7 protein-coding genes are annotated in these 7,793 nt (G+C 70.5%); 1 reads left to right on the top strand and 6 read right to left on the bottom strand.

Features of this window, described 5'->3' with window-relative positions:
• Positions 1 to 93: 93 nt before the first annotated feature.
• The 3 genes from ACZ45Z_RS24270 to ACZ45Z_RS24260 all read right to left on the bottom strand — a co-directional run bounded on the left by ACZ45Z_RS24270 (position 94) and on the right by ACZ45Z_RS24260 (position 3,216).
• Complete coding sequence (locus ACZ45Z_RS24270) at positions 94 to 1,167, bottom strand: S1 family peptidase (RefSeq protein ID WP_468366043.1); 1,074 nt, start codon at positions 1,165 to 1,167, stop codon at positions 94 to 96.
• A 242-nt stretch (positions 1,168 to 1,409) separates the two neighbouring features.
• Positions 1,410 to 1,808 (bottom strand): DUF3662 domain-containing protein, encoded by a 399-nt coding sequence (locus ACZ45Z_RS24265; protein ID WP_468366040.1) that lies wholly within the window; start codon positions 1,806 to 1,808, stop codon positions 1,410 to 1,412.
• Positions 1,809 to 1,845: 37 nt separating this feature from the next.
• Complete coding sequence (locus tag ACZ45Z_RS24260) at positions 1,846 to 3,216, bottom strand: tetratricopeptide repeat protein (RefSeq protein WP_468366037.1); 1,371 nt, start codon at positions 3,214 to 3,216, stop codon at positions 1,846 to 1,848.
• 250 nt (positions 3,217 to 3,466) lie between these two features.
• On the opposite strand from ACZ45Z_RS24260, the gene ACZ45Z_RS24255 reads away from it, so the two are divergent.
• Positions 3,467 to 4,054 carry a restriction endonuclease gene (locus ACZ45Z_RS24255; protein ID WP_468366035.1) on the top strand — a complete coding sequence of 196 codons (588 nt, stop codon included), beginning with the start codon at positions 3,467 to 3,469 and terminating at the stop codon, positions 4,052 to 4,054.
• Between the two features lie 72 nt (positions 4,055 to 4,126).
• Here ACZ45Z_RS24255 and ACZ45Z_RS24250 read toward each other — a convergent pair whose 3' ends face one another.
• The 3 genes from ACZ45Z_RS24250 to ACZ45Z_RS24240 form a co-directional block, all read right to left on the bottom strand.
• Positions 4,127 to 4,924: a carbohydrate ABC transporter permease gene (locus ACZ45Z_RS24250; RefSeq protein ID WP_468366500.1), complete on the bottom strand. Its 798-nt coding sequence runs from the start codon at positions 4,922 to 4,924 to the stop codon at positions 4,127 to 4,129.
• A gap of 80 nt (positions 4,925 to 5,004) precedes the next feature.
• Positions 5,005 to 6,408 (bottom strand): ABC transporter permease, encoded by a 1,404-nt coding sequence (locus ACZ45Z_RS24245; RefSeq protein ID WP_468366032.1) that lies wholly within the window; start codon positions 6,406 to 6,408, stop codon positions 5,005 to 5,007.
• A gap of 20 nt (positions 6,409 to 6,428) precedes the next feature.
• Positions 6,429 to 7,763 carry an ABC transporter substrate-binding protein gene (locus ACZ45Z_RS24240; protein ID WP_468366029.1) on the bottom strand — a complete coding sequence of 445 codons (1,335 nt, stop codon included), beginning with the start codon at positions 7,761 to 7,763 and terminating at the stop codon, positions 6,429 to 6,431.
• Between the last annotated feature and the right edge of the window lie 30 nt (positions 7,764 to 7,793).

The following is a 7,793-nucleotide window of genomic DNA, read 5'->3' as shown; positions in this document are numbered from 1 at the left end:
GGGAGAAGATCTCGCCTATCCCTCTGGGTGGGGTCTCCGCCCCCCCCCCCCCCCCCCCCCCCCCCCCCCCCCCCCCCCCCCCCCGCCGGTGCGTCAGCCGATCCGCGATCCGGTTCTCTCCAGAGCCTCGGTCACCGGCTGGAAGAAGGTCTCGCCGCCCGTGGCGCAGTCGCCACTGCCGCCCGACGTCAGGCCCAGCGCGGTGTCGCCCTCGAAGAGGGGCCCGCCGCTGTCGCCGGGCTCGGCACAGACGGTGGTCCTGATCAGGCCGTTGACCGTCCCCTGCTGGTAGTTGACGGTCGCGTCGATCGCGGTGACCTCGCCGGCGTGCACATGGGAGGTGCTGCCGCTGCGGCGTACCTTCTGGCCCACGATCGCCTCGCCCGCCCTGACGATGGGCTGCTTCTGGCCGTTGTGGAGGTTCACCTCGTTGGGGTGCGCGGCGGACTCGGTGTATTTGGCGAGCCCGAAGTCGTCGCCGGGGAAGCTGCCGGTCTCCGTGACGGCGACGACGTCGCCCCCTTGCGAGGCCGACCAGTTCTGTACCGCGTCGGTGCAGTGACCGGCGGTCAGGAAGTACGGCTGGCCGTCCTTGGTGACGTTGAAGCCGAGCGAGCAGCGTGCGCTGCTGCCCCAGATGGCGTCGCCGCCGGCGATCAGCGGCCGGAGCGCGCCCTTGGACTGCTTGACGACGGCCCGGCCGCCGAGCGAGGCGGCCACCTTGTTCAGCCGCGCGAGGGCTTCGCCCTTGACGGTGCGGTCGGCGACGACGACCACCTTGTTGGCTCTGGGGTCCATGGCCCAGGCCGTACCGGGGATCGTCGCCTTGTTCTTGAGGATCGTGCGGGCCGCGTTCAGCGAGGCGAGGGAATTCTTGACGATCCGGGCCTCGGCACCGGCCGCGCGCGCCTTGCGGGCGGCGCCCTCATTGGTCACGTTGACGATGAGCTTGTGGTTCCGGGCGTCGTAGTAGAAGCCGACACCGTCCGCACCGAGCGAGGTGCTGATGTTCTTGGCGCGCTGTGCGGCGGCGGTGGCGGACGTGGGGTCGGGGGCTGGGGGCGAGGCGGCGTCGGCGCTCTGGAGGGTGAGCGTGGCGGTGATCAGTGCCACCGCACCGGCACCGGCGATGACGGTACGTCGCGTGGGTACGCTTGTGTGCTTCAACTCAAGACCTCGATGGGGGGAGGCGGTGGGGGGGTTCCGGGCCCCGAGCTGGCAGGGCGCCCTTCGTGATCGGAAGTCGCGCCCACACCACGTTCTTCGCTCAGGGTGTCCCAGGCGCTCGCGCGGTGCGTGGCAGCGCGGACTCATTCTTCCCACGCCCCCGTTGTGCGCCCCGCCCGCCGTGCCAGGAGGCGGCAGGAATCACCTGTACGGCCTCCTGGGCCCGCTCGGTACGCCCGCGCTCAGCCGGCCTCGGGGAACGCGTCGGCGCGCACATGAGGCATGGGGCTGCTGGCGACCTGGTAGCGGCCGTTGGGCAGATGCGTCGCGGTGGTGACGCGCACGGTCAGCGGGCCGGCCCATTCATAGCCGTGTTTCTCGCCGTGGCGTGCCAGGGTGTCGGTGAGTGCCTGCCCCACCTGGCCGCCGCGCCGTAGCAGCTCCTTGTGGACGCCGGGGGCGAGCTCGACCTCGTAGGCGTTGGGCACCACTACCCGGCTCTCGCTGCACACCACGGCGTGGGCGTCGCATTCCTGCCGCAAGGCGTCCACCAGTTCGACCGGCTCGCTGGGGAATACCTTGGCCAGCAACGTGTCCTGCCAATGTTCCAGGGCTTCTTCCCATCGGTTCAGCGTTCCCATGGCATCCCGCCTGCCCGGGATGCCTGCCCCGCATGCGTCAGGAGGTGGTGGCCTGTGCGGCGGCGCGTTCGCGGGCGGCCGCCGCGCGCGCCGGGTCGCCGAGCTGTTCTTCGAGGCGGGCCTTGGCCGACCAGTTGTACGGGCAGACGGGGCGGAGCTGGATCCGTTCGCTGAGCAGGGCCCGCGCCAGCTCGGTGCGGCCCGCGCGGAGGGACGCCTCGACCAGGGTGCGCTGGATCGCGTCGCGCTGGGCGTGGCTGCCGCCGAACGTGTGCAGGCGGTGGCGGACCGGCAGCAGCAGATCGGCGGCCCGGGCGTAGTCCTGACGACCGTAGGCGATCAGTGCGCGGCAGACCGGCAGGCCGATCTCCGCGGTCATGACCTCGTTGGTCCCGCCGGGCCCCGCCGCCACCCACTTCTCCCGGTCCCGCACCAGGCGCCGGGCCTGGTCGAGGCGGTCCGCGCCCACGTAGGCCATGACCGCGTGGGCGTCGTTGAAGGCGTAGTGGGGGCCGTCGTCGCGTCGCTCCCAGGCGTCCGCGAGCGCCGCCCATCGGGCGCTGTGTTCGTGCCGTGCCAGGTACAGCCGCCACAACAGGGCCGCGGCGTCCAGCAGTTCCATGGCCACGTCCGCCGACCGGTCGTGGTGGAGGACGGCGTCGTAGATCTCCAGGACGCGGGCGGTGTCGCCGGTCTCCAATGTGTAGAGGGCGTAGTGCCACCAGTTGTGGACGGCGAGCAGGGTGCCGCTCGCCCAGTCGTCGCGCCGGGCGTCGAGGAAGCGGATCCCGTCGGTGAAGCGTCCGCGCATCTCGTAGGTGTGCACCACACTGTGGATTCCCCACACGTCGTGCGGGTGGCGGGCGAGGGCCGCCCGGCCGACCTCTTCGGCGTGTTCGTAGTGGCCCGACTCCTCCAGCCCGAACGCGTACATGCCGAGCAGCGGGCCGCGGTGGGGATCGTCCTGGTCCCACGCGTCGAGCGCCCCGCCGATACGGTCGCGAAGGCGCTGGGCGTCCCCGGTGAGGAAGTCGTGCTGGTGCCCGGCGAACAGTGCCAGGGCATCGCGCGGGAAGGCGACGGTGAGGTCGCCGAGGATGCGGCCGGCGCCGCGCATGTCACCGTCGAGCCAGGCCGTCGCTGCGGCGACATGCATGCGCTCGCGGGGCGTCAGCTTGTGCGTGTCCAGGCCGGAGCGGAAGCGGTGGAAGCCCTCGCGAGCGGCGGCGGCATCCTTCTCCTCCGTTCCTAGCACTCCCAGATACGCGGCCATCGTCTGCCCCATCACCGACCGGGGGGAGGCGGTCAGCGCGGCCTGCGCGGTCCGAACGATCCGCGGCCGGAAAAACAGCAGGTCATCGAGGGCCTGTTCGTAGTCGGCGACGGCTTCGGTGCTGGTGTCGCTCATCGCGTGGCCATGCCGGTCCACTGTCACGGCTCAACTCCTGCGGGTGTGTGTCGGGGGTCGGCCCTCCCATGTGTACCCCGCTGCGGTGCCCGATGAAGAAGACCGGTCGGAGAAAGACGGTGGTGAACCGGCAAGTCGCGGGCACGCGACTGAACGATCTTCACCTGCCGTTAGGAGACAGCCGTCCATGGGCGCACCCCTTCGCCGCTCACGTCCCGCACCACGTCGTTCCGCTTTCAGCCTGCGGCAGTTGACGGTTTCGTTCGGCCTCATCGTGATCGGCGTGCTCGGACTCGGTCTGACCGCGAGGACGGCGTTCGAGGGTTCCGGGATCCGCCCCGGGGCCGTCGTACTCATCGCACTGGTGGCCGTCGCGACCGGCTTCCTCTTCCTGCGGAGGCGTCGGACCCGCGCGCGTGTCACCCGTTCGGCCCCCGGGGCGGAGGCGGGCGACTACGCGGGTATGGACGCGGGGCAGTTCGAGGACGCGGTGGCCGGCCTCTGCGAGCGGGACGGGTGCCGGGAGGCCGTCGTGGTCGGCGGCGCCAACGACCTGGGCGCGGACGTGGTGGCGTCGGCACCCGACGGCCGCACCGTCGTCATCCAGTGCAAGCGCTACAACGACTCCCACAAGGTCGGCTCCCAGGACGTGCAGCGTTTCGGGGGCACGTGTTTCGCCGTGCATCGGGCCGATGTCGCGGTGGTCGTCACCACCGGCGCGTTCACCGATCCCGCGGTCGACTACGCCGAACGGTGCGGGATCGTGTGCTTCGATCACGCGGCCTTGAAAGCGTGGGCCGCCGGCACCGGACCGGCTCCTTGGCGATCGGACACGTGACCTCAGGCTTCGCGGGGCAACGCGCGGCGGCCGGGGCGATCACCCGCCCCGGCCGTCAGCGTCCGACGTCACCTATTTGACCGAACCGGCCATGATCCCCTGTACGAAGTGCCGTTGGAAGGCGAAGAACACGATCAGCGGCACGATCAGGGAGAGGAAGGCGCCGGGGGCCAGTACGCCGATGTTGCTGCCGAACTGCCTCATCTGCGACTGGAGGGCCACCGTCAGCGGCTGTGATCCGTTGTCGGCGAAGAGCAGGGCCACCAGCATGTCGTTCCAGACCCACAGGAACTGGAAGATGGCCAGGCTGGCGATGGCGGGACGGCCCAGTGGCAGGACGAGTTGGGAGAAGATCCGCCATTCCCCGCCGCCGTCCATGCGGGCGGCCTCCAGCATCTCCTTGGGGATCTCCGCGAAGTAGTTGCGCAGCAGGAAGATGGCGAACGGCAGGCCGTAGGCGGTGTGGAAGAGGACGACGCCCGGGATGGAGCCGAACAGTCCGAGCGCGCCGAACAGTTTGGCCACCGGCAGCAGTCCGATCTGGACGGGCACGACCAGCATGGCGACCACCATCAGGAAGATCCAGTCGCGGCCGGGGAACTCCAGCCAGGCGAAGGCGTAGCCGGCCAGGGCGGCGATCACCACGACGGCGAGAGTGGTGGGCACCGAGATGAGCACGGTGTTCCAGAACGCCTGGGTGATGCCCGAGTCCTTCAGCAGCGCCGTGTAGTTGTCCAGCGACAACTGTGCGGGGCTGGTGAGGGCGGTCCACCAGCCGCTGCTCGCGTTCGACTCCTCCGTACGCAGGGAGGAGAGGAAGAGGCCGGCGGCGGGGGTGAGCCAGACCAGGCCGATGACGAGCAGGACCATCTGGATCAGGCCGCGGCTCAGGCGTCCGGCCGGTCGGGCCTTCGCCCGCCCGCGGGGCGCGGCGGTTCGCTGGAGGGTGGTCATGACTGGCTCCTGCGGAAACGTCGGATGTTGAGGGCCATGGCCGGGACCACCAGAAGCAGCAGCAGGACGCCGAGGGCGCTGCCGAGTCCCTGGTTGTTGCCGCCGCCGAAGGAGACCAGCCACATCTGCAGGGCCAGGACGTTGGCGTCCTGCTGTACGGGGCCGGGGGCGATGATGTAGACGAGGTCGAAGACCTTCATCACGTTGATCACCATCGTCACGAAGACGACGCCGAGGACGGGGCCGAGCAGCGGCACGGTGATGCGCCGGAAGACCTGCCACTCGTTCGCACCGTCCATCCGGGCGGCCTCCAGGACGTCGCGCGGCATGGAGGAGAGGCCGGCGCCGATGAGGACGAGGGCGAAGCCGGTCCAGATCCACATGTAGGCGCCGATGATGGCGGGCGTGATGAGGGCCGGGCCGAGCCAGGAGATGCCCTCATAGGGAGGGGCGAAGTCGTGGGCGGGGAGCTGGACGGCGTAGGACCCGGCGGGCAGACCGCTCAACCGGTAGGCGCCGTCCGGTCCGGTGGTGGCCTTGGCCGCCACCTTGCCGTGGGAATCGACCGCCTCGACGGTGAGCCGGGGCAGTCCCCGTTCGCCGCGGTCCACCACGCCGGGCCTGCCGCCCCCGCCGGGGGTGAAGTCGAGGTAGACCACGCCGCGCAGTTCGCCGTCGGCGGCCGGGGACTTGGCGGCCGGGGCGGCGGGCCGCGCCGTGGGCGGCAGGTCCTTGGGCGGGACGCCGACCAGGCCGAGGTTGACGGTGTTGCCCGGGTCGGTGCGGCGGGTGGTGCGGTAGGAACCGTCCTGACCCTTGGTCAGATCCTTGTCGCCCAGGCGCACCTTGGCGGTCGGGAAGGAGGTGGTCTCCCCCCGTACGTTGTCGTGGATGCCCACCGCCACCGCGTTGAGTACGCCGCGCTGCGGGTCCTGCTCGTAGGCGAGGCGGAAGATGATGCCGGCGGCGAGGAAGGAGATCGCCATGGGCATGAACATCAGCAGCTTGAACGCGGTCTTCCAGCGGATCTTCTCGGTCAGGACGGCGAGCACCAGGCCGAGTCCGGTCAGCAGCGCGGGGGCGAAGACGACCCAGATCGCGCTGTTGCGGATGGCCCGGAGCGTGGCCGGGTCCTGGAACATCGTGGTGTAGTTCTCGGCGCCGACGAAGGTGTCGCCCGAGGCGTCGTACAGGCTGCGGACGACGGAGAAGACGATGGGGTACGCCACGAGGGCGCCCAGCAGCAGGAGTGCGGGGAAGAGGAAGACCGCGGCGATGCGTCTGCGGCGCCGGGCCGCGTGCCGCACGGGCGCCCCGCCCCCGCCGGAGGTGCGGCGGGGCGGGACGGGCGGGGCGCCGCGCGTCTTGGCGGGCGCCACCGCGGGAGTGGTGACAGGCATGGGTTTGAGTCCCTCGGTCCTTAGTTTCCGTACGCCTTGGCCGCGGCGGCTTCGAGCTTGCCGGCCGTCGCCTTGGCGTCGGAGGGGTCGCGCAGGAAGTCCTGGAGCAGCTTCCATTCGCCGGCGCCCTGGGTGCCGCCGAAGGCCGCGGGGGCCTGGTCGGACATGTCGAAGCGCACGGAGTTGCCGGCGTCGGTCAGCGACCGGGCGGCCTTGCGGGTGATCTCGTCGTGGTAGGCGCCCGCGGGCACCTTCTTGTTGGGCGAGAGGTAGCCGCCGGCCTTGGCCCATATCGCGGACGCTTCGGGCGTGGCCAGGTACTTCACCAGTTCCATCGCGGCCTTCTTGTTCTTGCCGGCCTTGAGCACGACGGCGGCGTCACCGCCGCTGACCACCGGTGCCTTCCCCTCGTCGACGGCGGGGAAGGGGAAGAACTTGGCGTCCTTGCCGACCTCCTTGTGGAGTTCGTCGGTGATCAGGGAGCTGACGAAGTCGCCTTCGTAGACCATGCCGGCTTCGGGGTCGGGGCCGAAGACCTGCTGGACGGACTCGGGGAAGTCGGTGCGCAGCGCGCCCGAACCGCCGCCGGCGACCAGGTTCTTGTCGCCGAAGAGCTTGCCGAGCGTCGTCAGCGCCTTGGTGACGGTGGGGTGCGTCCAGGGGATCTTGTGGGCGGCGAGCTTGTCGTAGTTGTCCTGTCCGGCCTGGGAGAGGTAGATGTTCTCGAACCAGTCGGTGAGCGGCCAGCCGGCCTCGCCGGCGACGGAGAAGGCCGGCACACCGGAGTCGGACAGGGTGCGGCCCGTGGCCAGCAGTTCCTTGTACGACGTGGCGGGCTTGACGCCGGCCTGCTCGAACGCCTCCGGGCTGTACCAGACCGTCGACTTGTGGGAAGCCTTGAAGTACAGGCCGTAGTAGGTCTTGTCGACCGTGCCGTAGTCCTTCCACACCTTCGCGAAGTTCTTCTCGGCCGTGGTGGCGATGTCCTTCGACAGGGGCGTGAGCCAGCCCTTCTCGGCGAACTGCTGGAGCACGCCGACCTGCGGGACCATCACCACGTCGGGGGCGTTGCCGCCTTCGATCTGGCTGCCGACGACGGTCGAGACGTTGTCGCCGGTGGAGGAGAAGGTGACCTTGGCGCCGGTCTTGTCGGAGAAGGCGTCCAGGACCTTCTTGAAGTTCTGCTGCTCCACGCCGGTCCAGACGCCGGCGACGGTCACCGACTGGCCGCTGAGCTCCTGCTTGCCACCGCCGGCGGTCGCTCCGCCGCCGCACGCGGTGGCGGTGAGCGCCAGGCCGAGTACGGCCGCGCCGGACAGGGCGGTTCGGGTGTGTCGTGCTGCGGGGTGTCTCATCGGGGTTCCCTTCGGTCGGACTGTCGGGCC

The organism is Streptomyces sp. NPDC031210 (genome assembly GCF_055570395.1).
The sequence above is the reverse complement of the archived record's forward strand: the minus strand, read 5'-3'. Positions and strand labels throughout refer to the sequence as shown.